At 69.3% G+C, this 20,130-nt stretch carries 14 protein-coding genes; 7 read left to right on the top strand and 7 right to left on the bottom strand.

Annotation, left to right across the window (positions count from 1 at the left end; all coding sequences use genetic code 11):
• Positions 1-137: 137 nt before the first annotated feature.
• The gene (locus ACEQZY_RS12865) at positions 138-503 is read left to right on the top strand and encodes a hypothetical protein (protein ID WP_341705664.1); all 366 of its coding nucleotides are present in this window, start codon (positions 138-140) and stop codon (positions 501-503) included.
• A 19-nt stretch (positions 504-522) separates the two neighbouring features.
• Here the strand turns inward: ACEQZY_RS12865 and ACEQZY_RS12860 are convergent, their stop codons facing one another.
• Entirely contained in the window at positions 523-3,798 is a 3,276-nt protein-coding gene (locus tag ACEQZY_RS12860) for an AsmA-like C-terminal domain-containing protein (RefSeq protein ID WP_370154968.1), read from the bottom strand.
• Between the two features lie 115 nt (positions 3,799-3,913).
• On the opposite strand from ACEQZY_RS12860, the gene ACEQZY_RS12855 reads away from it, so the two are divergent.
• From ACEQZY_RS12855 to ACEQZY_RS12840, 4 genes are all read left to right on the top strand, one after another.
• The gene (locus ACEQZY_RS12855; protein WP_370154966.1) at positions 3,914-6,937 is read left to right on the top strand and encodes a bifunctional [glutamine synthetase] adenylyltransferase/[glutamine synthetase]-adenylyl-L-tyrosine phosphorylase; all 3,024 of its coding nucleotides are present in this window, start codon (positions 3,914-3,916) and stop codon (positions 6,935-6,937) included.
• 12 nt (positions 6,938-6,949) lie between these two features.
• Positions 6,950-7,432, top strand: coding sequence for a peroxiredoxin (locus ACEQZY_RS12850; RefSeq protein ID WP_341705516.1), 483 nt, complete (start codon positions 6,950-6,952; stop codon positions 7,430-7,432).
• Between the two features lie 216 nt (positions 7,433-7,648).
• Positions 7,649-9,133: a M23 family metallopeptidase gene (locus ACEQZY_RS12845; protein ID WP_370154964.1), complete on the top strand. Its 1,485-nt coding sequence runs from the start codon at positions 7,649-7,651 to the stop codon at positions 9,131-9,133.
• Complete coding sequence (locus ACEQZY_RS12840; RefSeq protein WP_341705815.1) at positions 9,093-9,605, top strand: polymer-forming cytoskeletal protein; 513 nt, start codon at positions 9,093-9,095, stop codon at positions 9,603-9,605. Before ACEQZY_RS12845 ends, ACEQZY_RS12840 begins: the two co-directional genes overlap by 41 nt.
• A 57-nt stretch (positions 9,606-9,662) precedes the next feature.
• Here the strand turns inward: ACEQZY_RS12840 and ACEQZY_RS12835 are convergent, their stop codons facing one another.
• The 4 genes from ACEQZY_RS12835 to ACEQZY_RS12820 form a co-directional block, all read right to left on the bottom strand.
• Positions 9,663-10,343 (bottom strand): esterase/lipase family protein, encoded by a 681-nt coding sequence (locus ACEQZY_RS12835; RefSeq protein ID WP_370154962.1) that lies wholly within the window; start codon positions 10,341-10,343, stop codon positions 9,663-9,665.
• Between the two features lie 13 nt (positions 10,344-10,356).
• A protein-coding gene (gene prfB, locus ACEQZY_RS12830) for a peptide chain release factor 2 (protein ID WP_370154959.1) occupies positions 10,357-11,479 on the bottom strand; the annotation gives its coding sequence in 2 pieces (ribosomal slippage) (positions 10,357-11,412 and positions 11,414-11,479; 1,122 coding nt in all).
• Positions 11,480-11,563: 84 nt separating this feature from the next.
• The gene (locus tag ACEQZY_RS12825; protein WP_341705475.1) at positions 11,564-12,328 is read right to left on the bottom strand and encodes a DsbA family protein; all 765 of its coding nucleotides are present in this window, start codon (positions 12,326-12,328) and stop codon (positions 11,564-11,566) included.
• Between the two features lie 86 nt (positions 12,329-12,414).
• Entirely contained in the window at positions 12,415-13,767 is a 1,353-nt protein-coding gene (locus tag ACEQZY_RS12820) for a M48 family metalloprotease (protein ID WP_341705476.1), read from the bottom strand.
• 100 nt (positions 13,768-13,867) lie between these two features.
• Here ACEQZY_RS12820 and ACEQZY_RS12815 point away from each other — a divergent pair, with 100 nt between their 5' ends.
• Entirely contained in the window at positions 13,868-15,427 is a 1,560-nt protein-coding gene (locus ACEQZY_RS12815; RefSeq protein ID WP_370154956.1) for a gamma-glutamyltransferase, read from the top strand.
• A gap of 16 nt (positions 15,428-15,443) precedes the next feature.
• Positions 15,444-16,640, top strand: coding sequence for a pyridoxal phosphate-dependent aminotransferase (locus tag ACEQZY_RS12810; protein WP_370154953.1), 1,197 nt, complete (start codon positions 15,444-15,446; stop codon positions 16,638-16,640).
• A gap of 3 nt (positions 16,641-16,643) precedes the next feature.
• On the opposite strand, the gene ACEQZY_RS12805 is transcribed toward ACEQZY_RS12810, so the two are convergent.
• Together ACEQZY_RS12805 and ACEQZY_RS12800 are read right to left on the bottom strand one after the other, a co-directional pair.
• Complete coding sequence (locus ACEQZY_RS12805) at positions 16,644-17,111, bottom strand: GNAT family N-acetyltransferase (RefSeq protein WP_370154950.1); 468 nt, start codon at positions 17,109-17,111, stop codon at positions 16,644-16,646.
• A complete protein-coding gene (locus ACEQZY_RS12800; protein ID WP_370154948.1) occupies positions 17,099-20,116 on the bottom strand; it encodes an Rne/Rng family ribonuclease in 3,018 nt (1,005 codons plus the stop codon). The genes ACEQZY_RS12805 and ACEQZY_RS12800 overlap by 13 nt, the downstream gene beginning before the upstream one ends.
• Positions 20,117-20,130: the final 14 nt, after the last annotated feature.

Here is a 20,130-nt window from a genome sequence, read left to right as displayed (position 1 = left end):
GCACGGTCCATGCAAGGCTGATTCCGTCTGCCCTGGCCTGCCGTCCGTTCCCGCGGGCGGCAGCCGGAAAGGAGGGTATCGCCCTGGCCGCACCCGCCCTGCTCCGCTGCCTGGCCGCGCTCGCCGCGGCGCTGTCCGTGCTGCTGCCGGCCGCCGCCCCGGCCATGGACGGCCATGTCGGCCGCGACGGCACCGTGCTGCTGGTCGACGGCCCGTTCAGCACCGGCCTGTCGAAATCCTTCCGCCTGCGCCTGATCGAGGCGGTGGTGGCCGCCGGTGACGACCTGCCGGTGATCCTGCTGCTGAACAGCGAAGGCGGCCTCGAACGCGAGGCTGCCGATATCCGCGCCGTGATCGCCCTGTTCCGCGCCAGCGGCGTCGTCTTCGAGGCGCGGGTCAACTACCTGCAGCGCTGCGATGCGCTCTGCCTCGGCATTGCCGACGCCGCCAACCACCGCCGCATCGATCTCGGCGCCGCCAGCCCACTGCCGCCCGCGCGCTGATCGCGCAGTGGCGCCGGGTCTACTGCGCGGGCGCCGGGAACGGCGAGACCTGCGGCACCGGCGGTTCGGCCGGCTTCTCCTCCGGCCTGGCCGCCGGGTCCGGCACCTTTTCCTGCGGCGCCTGGAAAATCTTGCGCAGGAAGCCCGGCGCGATCGCCGACAGCGGATTGACGGTGAATTGCGGATCGGCCTTCGGGCCCGACACAGCGAAATTCACCCCGATGATGCCGTCGCCCACGAACAGGTCGCCGAGGATCGGGATCTTGCCGAGGATGGTGTTCAGCACGAAGGCGGGCACGGCGGTGCCGCTGACATTCACCGCCTTCGTCCGGTTGTTGATGGTGCCGCCAAAGGTGATGCCGAGCTGCGGCCCCTGCAGGCGGCTGTCGCCGATGGTGACGATGGCATCCTTCTGGCTGAACGGCACCTCGCCGGTCTCGAACAGGATGCCCTGCTCGGAATTCAGCACCGCCGACAGGCCGGTGAAGGACCCGATGCCCAGCAGCCGGGCAAGAAACGGCGCGCGGATCGCCCGCACGTTCTTCATCTCCATCTTTCCGGCCAGCAGGCCGCCCGGCTTCGTGTCGTCGAACTGGCCCTTCACCAGCATGGTGCCGCCCTGCATGTCGGTGACGCCGAGGAAATGCAGCACCGCGCCGGCATTGTCGGATACCAGGTCAAGCTGGCGGCCGCCCAGCCGCGGCGCGATCTGCAGGGTGACGCCGCCAGCCTTCTCGAAGCCGCCGGTCAGCGTCACCTGTTCCAGCCGCGTCGGCTCGCGGCGCAGCTGCAGCGACAGGTTGCGCATCTCCAGCCCGTCATCGGCCACCGCCTCGTCCAGCCGCAGGGCCGCCACCAGCCGCGGCTTGCGCGCCGGTTCCGCGCCGGGGCCGGCCGCGGCCGCATCGTCCCCGAACATCTCCTTCACGAAGGGCCTCAGGTCCCAGCGCCGGCCATGCAGGTCGATCTCGGCATCGCCCGCCGCATTGAAGGCGATGCGGCCGGCGATCTCGCCGTTGCCATACTGCAGCCGCGCGATCTCGGCCGACCAGCCGCCGCCCGGCGGCAGCACCGCGCGCGCCTGCAGCGCCAGCCCGTCGCCGCTGATCGCGATGCGCTCGAACTGCACCGGCTGGCCGGTTCTGGTGCGCACCAGGATCTGGCCCCTGGCCGGAATGCCGGCCGGCTTGGCGATATGGGCTTCGGCCAGGTCGATCACCGCCGCGGTCAGGTCGAATTCGCCGCCCACCGCCACCTCGCCGCCGCGCCGCTCCTCGATTTCCAGCACGGCCTGGGCCGGGCCGTCGATCCACGGGGCCAGCGGATAGCCCAGCGCCTTGCGCTGGGCCTCGTCGAAACGGCCTTCGAGATGATAGCGCGCCTGCACGGCGGCCTTGCCGTCGAAGGTCTGCCGCCAGCCGATCTGCGCCGGCACGCCGTTCAGGGCCGCATCGCCCTTTGCTTCCAGTCCCCTGTTGTCGACCTTCAGCGTCATGCTGCCGTCGCTGAGGCCGTAGCGGCCCTGCATCAGCCCGGGGATTGCCAGCCCGGTCAGCGAGGCCTCGGCACTGACGGTCAGGTCGTCGAGCCTGAGATTGCTTTCCAGCGGAAATTTCAGGCGCCATTTCACGCGGCCCTCGCCTTCCACCACCGCCGGCCGGATGCCGAGCTTCGAGGGGAAACCGAGCGGCTTCTGGTCGATCAGCGCCAGCAGGTCGCGGCTGCTGCCCTGCGCCGTGCTGGTGATGTTGGCGACCTGGTCCCTGTCCTGCAGGCCGGTGATGACGACATCGCCGCCGGCCACCATCAGCGGCCCGACCTTCGCCTCCTCCACCGTCAGGCTGAAACTGTCGGCATCGAGGCTGGCGACGCCCTTGCCGCCGGTCAGCCTGGTCATCGGCGCCAGATAATCGACATTGAGTCCCTCGAAGGCGAAACCGAGCCGCACCGCATCGGCCGGCAGCCGGGCCGTGCCGGCCACCATCTCGGGCGACAGCCTGGCCGAGAAACGGCCGGCGGTGACGGCGCCGCCCTGCAGATGGCCGGTGACCCAGTCGCGGGCATTCCTGGCCATGTTCAGCGGCCAGTAATGCGGCAGCGAGTCGGTCGGCATGTCGAAGAACTGGCCGCCGATCTCGATCCCGATCCGCTCGGGCCGGCCATCGACGGCCGGCTCGCGGGTGACGCTGCCCGACAGGGTGAGATGGAAATCGTCGGCAAAGGACAGGCTGGCCTCGTCCAGCCGCAGCAGCCGGCCGCTCTGCTCGATGACGCCGCGGAAGCTGGCATCGCGCAGCTGCAGCGGCGCCGCCAGCTCGCCCGGCGCCTGGATGGTGCCGGTGCCGGCGGCGAGGTCGAAGCCGAGATCGAGCTGCTCGCCATTCTCGTTCAGCCGCATGGTCACGCTGCCGCCCAGCGGTGTCTGCAGATAGGACAGCGGCGAAAGTTCCGGCACCACGTCGGCGAAATCCGACGGCTCGATATTGTCGAAATTGACCACCACCCGCGCTGCCCGTTCGGCCAGCACGTAATCGGCGCTGACATTCAGGCTGACCCGGCGGCTGCGCCAGTCGAGGTTGCCCGATGCATTGGCAAAGACATGGCCGTCGCCGCGCTGGAAGGTGATCTGCGCGCCGGGCACGATCCAGCGCTGGTCGAGCTTCCAGTCCTCGATCACCAGGCGGTCGGCCAGCACCGACACCGTTTCCAGCTGGCCGAGCGCATTGCCGGGGCCACGCGGTTCCGACATCTCCTGGAACAGCGCGCCCAGCAGCATCTGGCCGAGATCGCCCGGCGGCGTGCCTTCGGCCACCGGAAGCGGCGCATCCGGGCCGGCCGATGGCTGGCTGTCGCCAGTCGTCTCGCCGACCGGCACGCCGATCAGGAAGCGGCCCTCGCGGTCGCGGATGATCCGGGCTTCGAGGCCGGCGGCATGCAGGTAGCGCGGCGCCACCACGCCGCGCAGCAGCGCCCGGCCGCTGAGGGCCATGTCGAGGATCGGCACCCGCATGGCGACCCGGCCGCCCTCGGCCCGGTAGCGGGCATTGTAGATGCGCAGGCGCAGGGCCTCGTCATGCTCCGACCAGGCCAGCACCACGTCGTCGACCTCGGCGGCGATGCCGTATTCCGACAGGCTGAGCGCCTCGGCGACATAGGGAACGAGGAAACCGAGCGACAGCGGCGCCTGGGAAACGCGCCACACCAGCAATCCGGCCAGCACGACCAGCGTTGCGGTGGCCGCCATGATCCAGCGCACCAGCAACCGACTCCACCCCAGCACTGCACGACGCGCCATAGACCTGTTCCGTCAGGGAAAAAACCGTTCTGCAGGGACCGCCGTCACCCGCCAGCCCGCGACTTGACCCCTTGATAAGTTTAGCCGAACTTGCCGGGCGGCACGAGGGGAACACATGCCTGTGAATACCGCGCCGGTCTGGCGCAACCTGCCATCTCCGTTCGATGCCGCGGCTGCGGCCCGCGGCTTTGAAAGCTGGACCGAAACCCTGTCCGGCCTGGAGGATCGCGGCCTCGCCCGGCGGCTGAAGACCCTGACCCTTACGGCCGCGGCCGGAAAAACCGGCGCCCGCGCCCTGCTGGACTGCCTGTTCGGCAACAGTCCCTATCTGACCGGGCTGGCGCTGCATGAACCGGAGACGGTCAGTATCCTGCTGGAATATGGCGCGGATGAGGCGACGGACCGCGCCATGGCCGCCCTGCGCGAGGCCGCCGCGGCCCCGGCCCTGGCCGAGGACGGGCCGGAGGCCCTGGCCCTGCCGCTGCGCCGCGCCAAGCGCCAGATCGCGCTGGCCACGGCGGTGGCCGACATCGCCGGCCTGTGGCCGCTGGAGCGGATCACGGAAACCCTGAGCGACTTCGCCGCGCTGGCGGTGGACAGCGCCATGGCGGTGCTGCTGCGCGCGGCGGCCGCGAATGGCGAACTGGTGCTGCCGGACCCGGCCGATCCCTGCCGCGGGTCCGGTTTCGTCGCGCTCGGCATGGGCAAGCTGGGTGCGCGCGAGCTGAATTACTCGTCCGATATCGACCTGATCATGCTCTACGACCAGGAGGTGGTGCGCTACCAGGGCCGCAAGTCGGCGCAGGAATGCTTCGTGCGGCTGACCCAGCAGATGGTGAAGCTGCTGAACGAGCGCACCGAGGATGGCTATGTCTTCCGCACCGACCTCAGGCTGCGGCCCGATCCGGGCTCGACGCCGGTGGCCCTGTCGATGGTGGCGGCCGAAACCTATTACGAGAGCTTCGGCCAGAACTGGGAACGCGCCGCCATGATCAAGGCGCGGCCGGTGGGCGGCGACATCGAGGCCGGCGCAGGCTTCCTGCAGCGGCTGACGCCCTATGTGTGGCGCAAGAATCTCGATTTCGCCGCCATCGAGGACATCCATTCGATCAAGCGGCAGATCCATGCCCACAAGGGCCATGGCGAGATCGCGGCGGCCGGCCACAACATCAAGCTCGGGCGCGGCGGCATCCGCGAGATCGAATTCTTCGCCCAGACCCAGCAGCTGATTTCCGGCGGCCGCGATACCCGCCTGCGCGCGAAAGCCACCTGCGATGCGCTGCGCGCCCTGGTCGCCACCGAACGGCTGTCGGAGGCGGCCTGCGCCGCCCTGATCGACGACTACCGCTACCTGCGCCGGGTCGAACACCGGCTGCAGATGATCGACGACGAGCAGACCCATACGCTGCCGGCCGAGGCGGATGCGCTGGCGCATCTGGCCGGCTTCCTCGGTTTCGCCGATACCGCGGCCTTCGAGGCGGAGCTGCTGGCGGTGCTGCGCCGGGTGAAAGCCTATTACGACGACCTGTTCGCCGAGGCGCCGACCCTGGGCAGCGAGACCGGCAGCCTGGTCTTCACCGGCACCGACGACGATCCCGAAACCCTGCAGACCCTGAGCGGCCTGGGCTTCACCGATCCGCCGGCGGTGGCGGCGATGGTGCGCGGCTGGCATTTCGGCCGCTACCGCGCCATGCGCTCGGAACGCGCGCGCGAGAAACTGACCGCGATCATGCCGCAGCTGCTGGATGCCTTCGCGCGCACCGGCAGCCCCGACGTGGCGATCCGCCGTTTCGACCAGTTCCTCTCCAGCCTGCCGGCCGGCGTGCAGCTTTTCGCGCTGCTGCAGGCCAATCCCGGCGTGCTCGACACCCTGGCCGAGATGCTGGCCGCCGCGCCGCAGCTGGCCGAAACGCTGGCGCAGAATGCCGCCCTGTTCGACAGCCTGCTGGAATATGCCGCGCATCCGGCCAGATTCGATGCCGCCCGGCTGACCGCCAGCCTGAAGCGGCAGCTGTCGGCGGCGCGCGACTTCCAGGACGTGCTGGACTGGACGCGGCGCTGGACCCACGAGCTGAAGCTGCAGGTGGGGATCGGCCTGCTGCGCGGCCTGCTGGACGGCGTTGCGGCCGGGCGCGCGCTCAGCGCGGTGGCCGATGTGGTGCTGGCCGAGCTGTTCGGTCATGTCGCGGCCGAATTCGCCGCCCAGCACGGCACCATCCGCGGCGCGAAGGCGGCCATTGCCGGTTTCGGCCGGCTGGGCAGCCGCGAGCTGACGCTGGAATCCGATCTCGACCTGGTGCTGGTATTCGACTGCCCGAAGAATGCCGGCGAGTCCGATGGCGAGCGGCCGCTGACGCCGGGGCTGTACTACACGCGGCTGTGCCAGCGCTTCATCAACGCGATCACCGCGATGACCGGCGAAGGCCGCCTCTACGAGGTCGACATGCGGCTGCGCCCCAGCGGCAATGCCGGGCCGGTCGCCATCGGCTTCGACGGCTATGCCGCCTATCACCGCGACGAGGCCTGGACCTGGGAGCATATGGCGCTGACCCGGGCCCGCGTGGTGATGGGCGCGCCGCCGCTGGCGAAGAAGATCGACAAGCTGCACCACGACATGCTGACGCGGAAGCGCGATCCCAGGAAACTGCTGGCCGATGTCGCCAGCATGCGGGCACGCATGGCGGCGCAGCATCCGGGCGCCGGCCCCTGGGACCTGAAGGCGCAGCGCGGCGGCACCGTCGACCTGGAATTCATCGTGCAGTATCTGCTGCTGCGCCACGGCGCGGCGAAGCCGGCGGTTCTGCACAGCCATCCGCTGGAGGCACTGGAGGCGATGGCGGCGGCGAAGCTGCTGAAACCGGACCAGGCCGCCACCCTGTCGGCGGCGGCCCGGCTCTATGCCACCCTGCTGGCGGCGACGCGGCTGGCCGGCCGCGAGGAGGCCGGCGATCCGGCGCGCTGGCCGCCGGCCCTGGCGAAACGGCTGCCGCAGCTGCTCGGCTGCGACGGCCTCGATACACTGACCGCGCGGCTCGAACGGATGCAGGCCGATGTGCATGCCCTGTTCGTCGCCCTGGTCGAACAGCCGGCCGCGCCGCATCTGGCGCTGGCCGACAGCCTTTCCTCCCGCGCAACCTGACAGGAACCGGCCATGAGCAAGAGCAATGCGAAAACCCTCGACGTCGGCGACAGGGCCCCGGCCTTCACCCTGCCCACCGATGGCGGCGGCAAGGTCTCGCTGTCGGCGCTGAAGGGCAAGATCGTCGTGCTGTATTTCTACCCGAAGGACGACACGTCCGGCTGCACCAGGGAAGCCATCGCCTTCAGCGCCGCAAAGGCGAAATTCGACAAGCTGGGCGCCGTAGTGATCGGCTGTTCGCGCGACAGCGTCGCCGCCCATGACAAATTCCGCGACAAGCACAACCTGAAGGTGATGCTGGCCGCCGACGAGGCCGGCAAGGTCACCGAGTCGTACGGGGTCTGGGTCGAGAAGAGCCTCTATGGCCGCAAATACATGGGCATCGAGCGGGCCACCTTCCTGATCGATGCCTCTGGAAAACTCGCCGCCATCTGGCGCAAGGTCAAAGTGCCCGGCCATGTCGAGGCCGTGCTGGAAGCGGCCCGGTCAGTTTAGAATCAAGCGCTTGCAGGGCTTTTCCACATCCTGTGGATAACCAGCAAGACACGGCGTAAGTCTGTGTTCGTGCGGGTTTTTTCCCAAATCGTCATCGATTCTTCCTTGCATTAACCAAACCAAATAAGCCCTAATCCCCTCACGACTTTGCGAGGGATTCCGGCAGCTATTTCGGGGGGCTGAGTGACACGACGCGCGAGACGACAATGGCGGGAGTTGCGCGACCGCCTGTTCCCTGAGCGGCAGATCATTTTCCGCAGCCGGGGCGATGTCCGCTATGTCGCCCTGTCGACCCGGGCGCAGATCCTGATGGCGACCACCGTGGTCGCCTTTGCCGGCTGGATCGGCTACGCCTCCGTCAACGTCTTCTACCGCGATGCCATGCTGGACGCGCGCGACCGCCGCATCGCCGAGCTCAGCCTCGCCTATGACCGCCTGGCCGCCGATTTCGACCGCAGCCAGGAAAGCTTCGTGGTCGCCTCGCGCGACCTGGAGGAACGCTACCGCCGCCTCTACGACATGGCGATGAAGCAGCGCGCTCCCGGCCTGCCCGCGGAAGGTGGCAGCGGCAATGCCGCACAGCCGGCCGCACCCGGCGGCAACGTGCAGACCGGCGCCCTGCCCGCCGCCCGGACGCCGGACGGCAGGACCGCAGACACCAGGACGGCTGACGCCAAGACCGCCGCGGCGCCCGCCACCGCGGCGCCGGCCGCCCCGACAGCGCCCACCCCGACAGCGACCGCCGACGCGGTCAGGCCGGCCGACGCGGCAAAGGCCGCGCAACAGCTGGCGGTGGCGACGCCCGCCGCCCTGCCCGACAGCCATAACCACGACGACGCCGACGAAACCGCGGCCAGCGAAGATCTCGAGGGGATGGCCCGCGAGAACAAGGCCCGCCCGCCGATCCCGGCGGTGAAGCCCGGCGACATCGAGACCCGCATCCTTGCCGTGCGCGGCCGCCAGCGCGAATTGCTGGACGACCTGTCGCAGCGCACCGAGAAGAGCGTCGCCCAGCTGGAAAAGGCCCTGCGCATGACCGGGCTGGACATCACCGGCATGCTGGCGCGCGCCTCCGACGCACGCGCCGATATCGGCATCGGCGGCCCGCTGAAATCGCTCGGCCTGCCCGACACCCGCAGCGCCGAGGCCCGGGGCGTCGCCGTTGCCTCGCTGGGCAGCGATGCCAGCAAGATCGAGCAGGACATGCAGTCGCTGGAAGGCAAGCTCGGCCGCTGGGGCGAGCTGATGATCCTGGCCCAGCGCCTGCCGCTGGCCATGCCGATGACCGGCGATCCGGAAGTCTCCAGCAAGTACGGCCGCCGCGTCGATCCCTTCACCAAGCAGTGGGCCTTCCATGCCGGCACCGATTTCATCGGCCCGGCCCGGGCGCCGATCCTCGCCACCGCCCCCGGTGTGGTTGTGTTTGCCGGCCGCAAAGGCCCGTATGGCCGCACCGTCGAAATCGACCATGGTCTCGGCGTGAAAACGCGGTATGCTCACATGAGTTCGATTGCCGTCCAGACCGGCGACACCGTTCCCTTCGGCCGCCAGGTCGGCACCATGGGATCGACCGGGCGCAGCACCGGTCAGCATCTCCACTATGAAATCCTGCTCGACGACGACCAGGTCGACCCGGGCAAATTCATCGAGGCTGGCTACCATGTTTTCAAGCAGCAAGAAGACCGCAGCAGCGCCCGTTAAGCAGAACCCGCCGTCGATCCTGAGCGCAGGGCTCACGGTCAACGGCGATCTGGTCAGCGATGGCGAGATGCAGATCGACTGCCTGGTCAATGGCGACGTCACCGCGGTGCGGCTGGCGATCGGCGAGAATGCCCGCGTCACCGGCGAGGTGATGGCCGAACAGGTGCTGATCCGCGGCGAGGTGGTCGGCCGCATCCGCGCCAAGTCGGTCGAGCTGGACAAGACCGCCAAGGTGCGCGGCGACATCTGGCACGAGCTGCTGTCGATCGCCGCCGGCGCCAAGGTCGAGGGCCACTGCAAGCAGACCGAAAATCCCCGCGACATCCCGGCCAAGCTGAGCGTGATTTCGGGCGAGGCCGGCCATGACGCCGCCGCCGATAAGGATGCGCCGGTGAAGTCGGCGCCGAAGCCGGTGAAGGCCGCCGGCGGCACCGAACTGCCGCTGCCCGCCATGGCCCGCGCCACCAGCTAGGCGGCATCTTCGATCAGACCGAAAAGGCGGCCTGCGGGCCGCTTTTTTTGTTGCCGGCTAGAAGCGCCCGTCGCGCAGGAAACGCAGCACGGCGGCGATCACCCGGCGGTCGGATGGCAGGAAGCTGTGTGCGGCATCCACGGCGATGGCATCCGCGGCACCGGGCAGCATGGCGGAATCCCGCTCCACCGTGCCATCGCCCGGCTCGCGCGCGCCATGCAGCAGATTCACCCAGGCTGCCGGATTGACCGGGTGGAAGCGGCCGGTGCCGGCGATCACACCGGTCTCGGGCGACGGTTGCGGAGGCAGCGCCGCCAGCCAGGGCGCGTCGCGGCCAAGCGCCGCCGCCGGCCGGCCGAACAGGGCCGGGATCATGCGGGTCAGCGGATGGCCGAGCAGGCGGTCGATCACGCGGGCGCCGCGGTTCGGCACGCCGACCAGCACCACGCGGCCGACAGCCAGACCGGGCAGCGGCCGCGCCAGCGCGGCGCGCACCAGCAGGCCGCCCAGCGAATGGCCGACAATATGGGTGCGGCCGGAAATGTCCGGCAGGCTTTCGAGGAAGCCGCGCAGCCCGGCGGTCAGCGTCGCGATGTCATGGCGCCGGCTGGGATAGCCGTGATTGACGACGTCGTAGCCCGCCGCCTGCAGGGCCCGGGCCATGCGGCCCATGCTGCGCGGCGTGCGGGCCAGGCCATGCAGCAGGATGACGCGGTCGCCGCTGCCTGCCGCCGCCATCGTGCCCTGCGGCCTATGCCGCCTTGTCGTCGCCGCCGGCGCCGACCTTGGCCGCCAGCTGGGCAGCCATGAAGGCATCGAGGTCACCGTCCAGCACGCCCTGGGTGTCGCTGGTTTCCAGTTCCGTGCGCAGGTCCTTCACCATCTGGTACGGGTGCAGCACATAGGAACGGATCTGGTGGCCCCAGCCGATATCGGTCTTGGCATCGTTCAGCGCCTGCTGCTCGGCCTCGCGCTTCTGCAGCTCGCGCTCGTACAGGCGCGCCTTCAGCATCTTCATCGCCTCGTCGCGGTTGCGGTGCTGCGACTTGTTGATCTGGCAGGCCACCGCGATGCCGGTCGGGATATGGGTGATGCGCACCGCCGAGTCCGTCTTGTTGACGTGCTGGCCGCCGGCGCCCGAGGCGCGGTAGGTGTCGACGCGCAGGTCCTTGTCCAGCACCTCGATCTCGATGGTGTCGTCGACCACCGGATAGGCGCCCACGGAGGCGAAGCTGGTATGGCGGCGGGCATTGGAATCATAGGGCGAGATGCGCACCAGCCGGTGCACGCCGCTCTCGTTCTTCAGCCAGCCATAGGCGTTGGGGCCGGAAATCCTGACGGTGGCCGACTTGATGCCGGCCTCCTCGCCCTCGCTCTCTTCCTGGAATTCGACCTTGTAGCCATGACGCTCGGCCCAGCGCACATACATGCGCAGCAGCATCGAGGCCCAGTCCTGGCTTTCGGTGCCGCCGGCCCCGGCATGCACCTCGAGGAAGCTGTCATTGCTGTCGGCCTCGCCGGACAGCAGGCTTTCCAGCCGCGCCTGGGCGACTTCCTTCGACAGGCCGGCAATGGCGGCCTCGGCCTCGTCGACCACGGCCTGGTCGCCCTCGGCCTCGCCCAGTTCGATCAGGTCGATATTGTCCTGCAGGGCCTGTTCCAGCCGGCGCTGGGTGCCGATGGCGCGATCCAGGCGGTTGCGCTCGCGCAGGACGGCCTGGGCCTCGGCGGGGTTGTTCCACAGGGCGGAATCCTCCGCCCGGGCATTCAGTTCTTCGAGTTTCTTGACCGAGCTATCCCAGTCAAAGAGACCTCCTCAGCAGTCCGAGCGACTGCTGGATTTCGTCGGCCATCGCCCTGATTTCGGCGCGCATCGTTCCGTTCCTGATAGGGTCCGTTCTCGGGGCCGGACCATACGGATTCCGGCCCGGTTCGTCAAATCGGCCGGTTTCCCGCTGTTATCCGCGCTGTGCCTTCACCAGTTCGCGCATGCTGTCCAGCGAGATGGCACCGGGGATCAGCTGGTCGCCGATCACGAAGCCGGGCGTGCCCTGGATGCCGAGCCTGTCGGCCAGCGACAGGTTGGCGCGCAGCACGGCTTCCGTCTTCGGCGACTGCATCGCCACCTTCAGCTTCGCGACATCGAGGCCGGCTTCCTTCGCCATGCGCAGCACCGCCTCCTCGCCCAGCTGGCCGCGGAAGGCCATCATCGCATTGTGGAAGGCGAAGTATTTCGCCCCCTTCTCCTGCTCCAGCGCCGCCACCGCGGCCCGCGCCGCCGTCACGCTTTCCGGCCCCAGCACCGGCAGCTCCTTGAGCACGACGCGCAGGTTCCGGTCCTCTTTCAGCAAAGCCTCGATATGCGGCTGCACCTGCTTGCAGTAGCCGCAGCGGTAATCGAAGAACTCGACGATGGTGACATCGCCCTTCGGGTTGCCGGCCACATAGGAGACGCCGTCGTCGTAGATCTCCTTCGCATGGGCGGCAATCGCCGCCCGGCCCTGCGCCGCCGCCTTTTCCTGCTGGCGCGCCTCCAGGGCATGCATCGCCTCGACCAGCACTTCCGGATTCTGCAGCAGGTAGTCGCGGATCACGCTCTCGATGGCCTTTTTCTGCTCGGCGGAGAAAGCCGCAGGCTGCTGGGCGCGGACGGGCGCGGCGGCCAGCAGGCCGGCGAGCAGCATGGCAGGGGCCAGAATGGAAAAACGGGTACGGAATCGCATCGGGAAGGGTTCCTGTGTCAGAGCTGCGGCGACTATGGGGTGGCGGCCGGCGACGGGCAAGGCACGAAGCCGTGAGGGCCGGAACGTCAGCGGTTGCGCTGCAGTTTGCGCTGGTCCTTGGCGACGGCGATGATGTCCTGGGCCCGCAGCCAGCCGGGCTCGCCCTCCTTCATCAGCCTGGTGGCGCGCTCGGCCTGGCCCTGGGCATCGCGCAGTTCGCCCAGCACCAGATAGCGTTCCGCCGAGGCCAGCGAGGCCATGCCGATATCGCCGCTGCGGCCATAGGCCACTGCCAGCTGCTGCCAGGCACCGCTGTTGTCGGGCTCGCGCCGGGTGACGTCGCGCAGGATGGCGATCGCCTCGGGCAGCCGGCTGTTATCCTCCAGCGCCACCAGCCGCTGGCCGAGCCCGAAGGCGATCAGCGATTCGTTCGGTGCCAGCCGGTGGGCTTCCGTAATCGGCGGCAGCGAGTCGGCCACCCGGCCGATATTCAGCAGGATGTCGGCCTTCAGTTCGTGGAAGAACGGATCATTCGGATAGGCGGCAATCAGTGCATCGGCCTCCTTCAGCGCGCGCTGGAAATCCAGCGCCTGGAAATAGGCGAAGGCCCGCGCATAGCGGCCATAGAGGCTGGTGTCGGTTTCCGGATATTTGCGCAGGGTCGCCGGCAGGCCCTCCAGATAGCCGACCAGCTTGGCCTGCATGCGCCGGAAGCGCTCGATATTCTCCGGCGTGTCCTGGGCATTGCGGTACGGCGAGCGCGAGGCCCGCGATTCCAGGGCGGCGACGCGTTCAGGCGTCATCGGATGGGTGCGGGAATAGGGGTCCTGGCGGCCAACCAGCAGCGCATCCTGCTGGCCGATGATGCGCAGGAACTCGATCAGGCCGCCCGGCGTCTGCCGGGTTTCCTCCAGATAGGTGGCGCCGGCCTGGTCGGCCGCCGATTCCTGGCCGCGGGTATAGGCAAGGAAGCTGCGTTCGGCGATATGCTGCCCGCCCAGCACGGCGGCGGCGGCCCCCTCGCCCGAGCCGGCCACGGCGGCGGCGGCGCCGAACAGCATGGAGAGGATCATCGCCGTCTGGGCATTCTCGATCTCCTGGCCCATGCGGACCAGATGGCCGCCGGCGATATGGCCGATTTCATGGGCCAGCACGCCGATCACCTGGGCCGGCCGCTCGGCCCGGATCAGTAGCCCGGTATTGATGAAGATGCGCTGGCCGCCGGCGACGAAGGCGTTCAGCGTACGGTCGTTGACCAGGTGTACCGAGATCGAATCGTTGGACAATCCGGCCGCCGCGAACAGTGGCGCGGCATAGGCGCGAATGGTATTTTCGATCTCGGCGTCCCGCACCAGCTGGGCGCCGCGGCGCTGCGCCTCCGCAGCCGTCGGCAGCACCGTTCCGGCCGCTGCCAGCAGCACGGCGCAGCCCAGCATCATGGCCCGGCGGACCCCCATCGCGCATGTGGATACGGACAGGCGGCCGGACACGGACGGCCGGCGGAAAACGGAGAAACGGCGCATGGAGGACCCGGCGGTCATGACGAAGCAAAGTCCCGGCAGGCTGGCCGGAAAGCGCCAGCCCATTCTAGGTAAGGGCCCGACCTCCATGCGTCAATGCGTGCTGCTCGCCGCGATGGCACTGATCCTCGCAAGCTGTTCGGATTCCGACGGAATCCAGTCGAAACCGAGCGCCGGGCAGATCGATTACCTGAGCGGCTTCCTCGGCGGCGTGGCGGCCGACGAGCCGCGTGCCGCGCTGGTTGCCCGCGACACCCTGTCGGCCGGCGGCACCGCCGCCGACGCTGTCACCGCCGCGGCACTGGCCTATGCGGTCACCTATCCCGGCGGCGCCGGGCTGGGCGGCGGCGGCATCTGCGTGGTCGGCGACCCGATCACCGGCCGCGGCCGGGCCGAGACCATCGACTTTCCGGCCCGGGCCGCCGCCGGCGGCGGCCCGCTGGCGATTCCCGGCATGGTGCGCGGACTGGGCCTGCTGCAGGGCCGCTACGGCAAGCTGCGCTGGGAAGCGACCGTGGCGCCGGCCGAACAGCTGGCCCGTTTCGGCGACGGCGCCAGCCGCGCCTTCCTCCGCTCGGTCACCGAGACCGATCCGGCGCTGGCCGCCGATCCGGCCCTGGCCGAAATCCTCGGCGGCCCCGGCGGCCGCCTGCCCGCCGAAGGCGCGATCCGCAGCCAGCAGAAGCTGGCCGGGGTGCTGGCCCGCATCCGCAGTGCCGGCCCGGCCGATTTCTACCAGGGCCACCTGTCCCAGGTGGTGCTGGCCGACATGGCGCGCGAAGGCGGCCGGATCACGGCCGAAGACCTGCGCAACTATGCGATCACCATCGAGAAGCCGATCGCACTGGAATTCGAAAAGAGCGTCACCCTCTATGCCTCGAACAATGCCCGCGGCGGCGCCATTGCGGCCTGGCTGGCCGAACAGGGTTTCGACGATGGCGGACTGATCAGCGGCTCGCGCTTCCGCGCCGACCGCTTTGCCGAGAATATGGGCCAGGCCTACCGCAATGCCGGTGCCGAGGCACCGAAACGCGGCTACGGCTCGGCCAGCATCGCGGTGATCGACCGCAACGGCCTTGCCGTCGCCTGCAGCTTCAGCATGGGTCCGGCCTTCGGCAGCCGCCGGGTCGGCCGCGAGACCGGGCTGCTGTTCGCCGCACCGCCGGGCGTGCCGGGCGATGAAAGCCCCTACATGGCGGCCATGGTCGGCATCAACGGCAATGTGCACCAGGCTTTCATTGCTGCCGGTGCCAGCGGCGGCGCACCGGCGCCGGCCGCCCTGGCCCAGGCGGTGCTGCAGACCACCCTGGCGAAATCGCAGAAGGACCCGGCACCGCAGGCCATCGCCCTGCCCCGCCTGTTCCATGCCGGCCCGCAGGCGCCGGTGCTGGCCGAGCCCGGACTGCCGGCCGACAGCCTGGCCGCCCTGCGCGGCCGCGGCCTGGCCGTCACCGAGGCCGGCCCGCTCGGCCGCGTGACCCTGGCCTATTGCGGCGAGGGCGTGCCGCGCGCACCGCAGAGCTGCAGCTTTGCAGCCGATCCGCGCGGCTTCGGCCTCGCGGTCGGCCGGCTGTTCTGACCCGGCGGCCACCGCGATGCCCGGCCCCGCTGCCCGCGCTCCCGGCTCCCGCGCCTCTGCCGCCAGCCCGCTGACGCCTTCGCGGCGCGGCGCCATCGATCCCTTCTATGTCATGGAGGTGATGAAGGCGGCGGCCGCCCGCGAAGCCGCCGGCGGCGACGTGATCCACATGGAGGTCGGCCAGCCCTCGACCGCGGCACCCCGTGCCGCCATCGCGGCCGCCACCGCGACCGCGCAGCGCGATCCGCTCGGCTACACGCTGGCGCTGGGCATCCCGGCACTGCGCGCGGCGATCGCCGGCCATTACCGCAGCTATTACGGCCTCGACGTGCCGGCCGAGCGCATCGTGGTGACCACCGGCTCCTCGGCCGGCTTCCTGCTGGCCTTCCTCGCCGCCTTCGATGCCGGCGACCAGGTGGCGCTGGGCGAGCCGGCCTATCCGGCCTACCGCAACATCCTGAAGGCGGTCGATCTCGATCCGGCGATGATCGTCACCGAGATGGAAACCCGCTTCCAGCCGACACCCGCGCAGATCAACGCGCAGGCGCCGCAGGCGAAGGGCGTGCTGGTGGCCAGCCCCGCCAACCCGACCGGCACCATGCTGGGCGACGCCGAACTGCAGGCGCTGGTCGACGACTGCGCGGCGAAAAACCGCTGGCTGATCGTCGACGAGATCTATCACGGCATCACCTATGGCGGTCGCGCCCGTTCGGTGCTGGCGCTGACCGACCAGGCCATCGTGATCAACAGCTTCTCGAAATACTTCTCGATGACCGGCTGGCGGCTCGGCTGGATGGTGGTGCCCGAACAGCTGCTGCGGCCGATCGAATGCCTGACGCAGAATCTGTACATCTCGGCACCGGGCATCAGCCAGGTGGCCGGCGTGGCCGCCCTCTCCGCCTATGACGAGCTGGAAGAGAACGTGGCGCGCTACGCGAAGAACCGCGAGATCCTGCTGAACGAACTGCCGGCGGCCGGCTTCGACCGCATGGCACCGGCCGACGGCGCCTTCTATCTCTATGCCGATATCAGCCGCTTCACCAACGACGCCAGCGACTTCTGCAAACGCATGCTGGCCGAGACCGGCATAGCGGCGACGCCGGGCTTCGATTTCGACCGCGGCCGCGGCCACTATTTCATGCGCTTCTCGTTTGCCGGCGCCACCGACCGCATGGTCGAGGCGGCCAGGCGGCTGAAGGCCTGGACGAAATAGGCCTTACAGCTTTTTCGCCATGTGGACGAGGTCGCGGCCCTCATACTGCTCGGTGCCGGTCTCGACGTAGCCCATATGGCTATAAAGCGCGCGGTTCTCGGTGAACTGCGCGTTGGTGTAGAGGCGGATCTGGCCGAGGCTGCGGTGCTGTGCCTGTCCTTCCGCGAAATCGATCAGGCGGCGGCCAAGCCCGGTGCCCTGCTGGGTCGGGTCAACCGCAACCGACCAGATCAGCAGATGGTCGGGCTCCTGCCGCAGCACCAGCGCACCGGCCAGCACGTCGCGGTCATCGCCGTCGACCACCCAGACCTCGTAATCGTCGAGCAGCGCGGCGGCATCCTCGGCCATGGGCTGCGGCTCCGTCCCGATCCGCGGCACATACTTCACGTATGCACGCTTCTGCAGGGCGCCCAGCCGCGCCACATCATCGGATGCGGCGCGGCGGATCGCAGGCTCGCTCAGCGTCGCCACCAGCCCTTTTTCGGTGCCGGTGGGGCGGCTTCCGCTTTCTCTGAACTGCCATCGGTGCCGACGACCACGGTCTCGAAGACCGGGCCGCTATTCTCCGGGGCGGCCGGCGCGGCCGTCTCGGCATGCGGCGGCACGGGTGCGGCCGGCTGCGGCGCCGGGGCGGGTGCCGCCTCGGGCAGCACCACGTCATCCGTCACCACCGGGGCGGCCGGCGCGACATGCACCGGGATCTCGGCGGCGATGTCGCGGGGCTGCGGTTTCGGCTGCGGCTTCGGCGCCGGCTCCTCGTCGTCGAACTCGAAGCTCGGCGTGCCGTCCAGCATGGCGCCGATCGCCGCCGGGGTCATCACCGGACGGTGGCCGCCGGCATCGCCGGAGCGGTCATCGGCACCGTTTTCCTGCCCGCGCTCCTCGCCGCCACGACGGCGGCGGCGACCGCCGCGACGGCCGCGACGACGGCGGCGGCCGTCTTCGCCGCCATCCTCGCCGGCCTCGGCATCGCCATCGGTCTGGCTGTCGTCGCCGGCCTCGGCATCGCCATCGGCCTGGCTGTCGTCGCCGGTCTCGGCATCGCCATCGGCCTGGCTGTCATCGCCGGCCTCGGCACCGGCTTCGCTGCCGGCCTCGCCGCGCGGACGGCGGCGGCGGCGGCGGCGGCGGCGCTTGCGGCCATCGCCGTCGGCATCGCCCTCGCCGGTCTCGGCGGCGCTGTCCTCGCTGTCGTCCCCGGCCTCGGCCGCCTCGTCATCGGCGCTGTCGGCATAGGCGGATTCCTGGGTGATCGGCCGCTGGCCATCGGCCTTCTGGACCAGTTCGGGCCGGCTGACCTCGCCGGGCTGGCGGGTCTTGCTGCGCTCGATGCGGTAATCCGGCGGCACCAGGGCCGGATCGGCGGCAACGATCACCTTCATCACGTAGCGGCGCTCGATGTCGCTGAGCCGCTCGCGCTTGTGATTCAGCAGGTAGATCGCCACCTCGGCCGAAACCGCGACGGTGATCTCGCCGGAACGGTCGCGGATGCCTTCCTCCTCGATGGCGCGCAGCACCTGCAGGGCGGTCGACTCGATCGAACGGACATAGCCGCGGCCCTGGCAATGCGGGCAGGGCATGGTCGAACTTTCGATCAGGCTGGGACGCAGCCGCTGGCGTGACATTTCCAGCAGGCCGAAGGCGGAGATGCGGCCGACCTGGATGCGTGCGCGGTCGTTGCGCAGGCATTCCTTCAGCTTCTGCTCCACCTTGCGGATGTTGCGGTTCTCCTCCATGTCGATGAAGTCGATCACCACAAGGCCGGCAAGGTCGCGCAGGCGCAGCTGGCGGGCGACCTCCTCGGCCGCCTCCAGGTTGGTCTTGTAGGCCGTCTCCTCGATATTGTGCTCGCGGGTGGACTTGCCCGAATTCACGTCGATGGAGACCAGCGCCTCGGTCGGGTTGATGACGATGTAGCCGCCCGACTTGAGCTGCACGGTCGGCGAGAACATGCCATCGAGCTGCTGTTCGACCTGGTAGCGATGGAACAGCGGGATCTTGTCCTGGTACTGCTTGACCCGGTCGGCATGGGTCGGCATCAGCATCTGCATGAAGTCATGCGCGAAGCGGAAGCCCTGCTCGCCCTCGACCATCACCTCGTCGATCTGGTCGGAATAAAGGTCGCGGATCGACCGCTTGATCAGCCCGGCCTCTTCGTAGATCAGGCACGGCGCCGAGGATTCCAGCGTCATCTCGCGGATGCTGTCCCAGCTGCGCAGCAGGAACTCGAAATCGCGCTTGATCTCCGGTTTCGAGCGCTCCATGCCGGCGGTGCGCACGATCACGCCCATGCCTTCCGGGATGTCCAGCTCGCTGGTGATCGCCTTCAGCCGCTTGCGGTCGGCCTGCGACTGGATCTTGCGGGAAATGCCGCCGCCCCGCGCCGTGTTCGGCATCAGCACGCAGTAGCGGCCGGCCAGCGACAGATAGGTGGTCAGCGCGGCGCCCTTGTTGCCACGCTCTTCCTTGACGACCTGCACCAGCATGATCTGCCGGCGCTTGATGACTTCCTGGATCTTGTAGCGGCGGAACACGCTGGTGCGGCGGCGGCTGCGCTCCTCGCGCTCGCCGCCATTGCCATTGCTGCTGCCACTGCTGCTGCTTCCATTGCTGCTGTCGTTGCGGTCGCGACCCCGCCCGCGGCCACGGCCGCGGCCACGGCCGCGCTGGTTGCGGCGGCGGCGCTCGCCACCGCCCTCGCCTGCGGCGCCGGCTTCCGCCGCCGCTTCGCCATCGACTGCTTCGTCATCGGCAGCGTCGTCATCGGCTGCCTCGCCATCCTCGTCGGACCCGGCGTCTTCCTGATCGTCTTCGCCGTCACCGGCATCTTCGGCCTCGGCAGCCAGCGTCGGCACCGGCGCAGCCGCAGCCGGCACATTCCAGTAGGCCGGCGATGCGGCGGTTTCCGCGTCGTCGCCGTCATCGTGGTGATCGTCGCCGTGGTGATCGTCACCGTGGAGATCGTCGCCGTCTTCATCGGCGTCATCCCCGTCGGCATCGTCGTCATCCTCGTCTTCGCCGGCCGGCTGGCCATCGGCGGAGATTTCCTCGACGCTGTCGAAATCGCCGTCGACGGTCTCGATCACGCTGTCGTCGTGATCGTGATCCCCGTCATCGGCCTCGCCGGCGGCGGCACGGGCCTCGGCTTCGGCCAGCTCGGCCTCTTCCTCGGCGGCGGCCAGCGCCTCTTCCTCGGCCTGCTCGGCCAGCAGGCGTTCGCGGTCGGCGATCGGAATCTGGTAATAGTCGGGATGGATTTCGCTGAAGGCGAGGAAACCGTGCCGGTTGCCGCCATATTCAACGAAGGCCGCCTGCAGCGACGGCTCCACGCGGGTCACCCGCGCCAGATAGATATTGCCCTTGAGGACCTGTTTGGTCGATGTCTCGTAGTCGAATTCTTCGAGACGGGTTCCTTTGACGACAACCACCCGGGTCTCTTCCAGGTGGGTGGCGTCGATCAGCATACGCATGCCCATGCGGCATCATTCCT

It is taken from the genome of Ferrovibrio sp., assembly GCF_964218355.1.
GTDB lineage: Bacteria > Pseudomonadota > Alphaproteobacteria > Ferrovibrionales > Ferrovibrionaceae > Ferrovibrio.
Note: the sequence above shows the minus strand (reverse complement) of the source record. Positions and strands in the feature narration are given on the sequence as shown.